This window comes from bacterium (genome assembly GCA_035530055.1).
Lineage (GTDB): Bacteria > UBA6262 > WVXT01 > WVXT01 > WVXT01 > WVXT01.
In genome coordinates this window covers 1-2,519 of sequence record DATKVN010000050.1, presented here as the reverse complement: position 1 = coordinate 2,519, position 2,519 = coordinate 1, and the positions used below count along the sequence as shown (strand labels likewise).

Sequence of the window (2,519 nt, the reverse complement as noted above, 5' to 3'; positions counted from 1 at the left end):
TGTTTTGATAAGATTATTGCAAGCACCCTTTAGTAATCTTTCACGATTCTTTTCTTTGACAATCAGTTGGTTAACTTTACGAATGGCACGAAGAACAAGATTAAGGTGTTTAATTCTTTCTTCTGCCTGCCTAAGTTCGGTGATGTCTATTAATGAAGCTACACTCTTTTTGGTATCGGGAATCATTCCAATTTTCAAGAGTATATCTTTTATATTGCCTTTTTTATTCTTCATACGAAATTCATACTTCGTTGGGGGGGGTTCTCCGGCTTCTCTCCTGGCAATATGGTATTTTCCAATCCTTTCTAAATCTTCCGGAACAACAAAATCTGTCCACTTCATCTTGTTTTCAATTTCGTCTTTAGAATATCCGCTCAGCTTTCCAGTTTGATTGTTTGCCATAGAGATGGTCATATCTTCTTCAATTATCACAGTTGCAGTACCGGTATTTTCAAATACGGTGCGGTATCTTTCTTCGGATTCTGCCAGAGCTTTCTCCGCTTTTTTGCGCTCGGTGATGTCGCTTATCACAGTATAACACAAGGCATCCCCGCTCTCACCCTCCTCTGCTATAGTCGATTCTAATTGCCCCCAGAATAGGGAACCGTCCTTTTTCACCAGTCTCAGATCGCACACCTGTGGAGTGCCTGTTTCAAAGAGTTGTTTAAGGTGATGGTAGTAAATGTCCTGATCCTCGCGGAAGATAAAGCGGGTCAACGATTTCTTGAGCAAAACACTTCTCTCCACACCCAGTAAACTTCTTGCTGTGAGGTTCGCTTTCAGGATCAACCCCTCTTCGGTAAGAGTGAAATAGCCCACCGGAGCCAGATCGTACAGATTAAAATACCGCAACTGTGAGGATTCGAGTTCCCCCTGCGTCTTACGCAGCGACTTGTTCTGCATCTCCAGTTCGATCTGATGCACCCGCAGTTCATAGAGCAACTTCCGCTGCTCCTGGGGTAACAGCTTATCCAGATTTTCTGACAGCTGTGGGGCTTTCCCCCGGGCAATCCCCTCTGCTTGCCGGCGCAAATCATCCGGCCGTCTTAAAGAATCGATCATTTTTTTATTCATGATTTTATTCCTTTATCTAAATAGCTGTTACTCCAACTTGAATCCTTTCTTCTTGAAGAGCCTTAAACAGGCATCTACTACTTCAGGGCCATAGAGGATACCTTTATTTTGGAAGATTTCTTTCAAAGCTTTATCGATACCCAGAGCTGGCCGATAGGGACGGTGAGAAGACATCGCTTCTACTACATCAGCTACCCCTATTATTTTTGCTTCCAGAAGAATATCCTCACTTTTAAGTCCCTGGGGATATCCTGAACCATTTAGCCTTTCGTGATGTTGAAGGATAATCTGTGCTACAGGATAGGAAAAATCTATGGATTTTAAGATATCATACCCTATTTTGGAATGTCCTTTGATTAGATTAAATTCTATATCATTTAATTTGGTGGGTTTACTTAAGATTTCAGTGGGCAGGCCGATCTTCCCGATATCGTGGATTAGAGAGGCAATCCTTATCCCTTCAATCTTTTCTTTAGAAAAGTTTAGCTCTTTAGCTATAGCTGTGGCCAGTTGAGAAACCCTCTGCTGGTGACCGGCAGTATAAGGGTCTTTGGCTTCTACTATCTTTGACATGGTGTCAATGGTTGCATCCATAGACCTTTTTGTTCTTTGGTAAGTTTGTTGAAGTTGTGCCGTTGACTTTTTCCCATCAATGAATTCTCCTAATCTCTCGGCAATAACGGTCATTAGGTCTCCTTTTTCTTTCTGGAAAGGACCTTCATCTATCTCCGGCCTTTCTTCTAAATAATAGACCTCTAAGGTACCGATTATCTTTTTATGTATCTTAATATCCCCGCTCTGTTTCCAGATAGTCTCTTTAAATTTTTCTGTCTTGAATATTTTATCTCCCAAGATGATTCGAGCACAAGTGATTTCCGGATACTGCCAGGCAGCGGGAAGGAGATTAACTATTTCTTGAAATATTTTTCCCAATGAAATGCCCGATTTTTCAATAAGATTAGAAAGTTCCCAAAGACAATTTAATTCTTTGACCCTTTCCTTAAGATCATAGGTTTGCTTATCCAGTTTTTTTCCCATTTCAATACTGTGTAAACCCAGAACAACATCTCCTGCGACCTCCATAAACAAGGCTTGTTCTTCTTTATCAGTAATAAAATGAGCCTGAATAGAGACAGACATTACACCGTAGATCTTTCCATCACGTCCTAACCGGACGGTCATTACGCTTCCTTTGGCAGAACATGCCTGTACCAGCGGACAATCGGGACAGGCAGATACCGGGTCTTTGATTATTACAACATCCTTTTGCTTTAAGGCTGTCTGACCGGAACAAGTCAGCTCGCCTTTCTTTAATAGTTTAAGTATAGACAAGAAGCCTTTTCCTAAACCGGCTTCAGCGTAGGTGTCAATCTTCCCCTCTTCGTCCAGTAGCACTATCCAACTGTGATAATAACCGCGTGTTTTGGTAAGACTATTGCAAGCAC

At 41.6% G+C, this 2,519-nt stretch carries 2 protein-coding genes; both read right to left on the bottom strand.

The genetic code is table 11. The features are described from left to right. On the bottom strand, positions 1-1,074 hold a 1,074-nt coding region (locus VMW39_04240; protein ID HUW23221.1), incomplete at its 3' end, for a PAS domain-containing protein. Positions 1,075-1,101: 27 nt separating this feature from the next. After that, complete coding sequence (locus VMW39_04235) at positions 1,102-2,469, bottom strand: HD-GYP domain-containing protein (protein HUW23220.1); 1,368 nt, start codon at positions 2,467-2,469, stop codon at positions 1,102-1,104. Between the last annotated feature and the right edge of the window lie 50 nt (positions 2,470-2,519).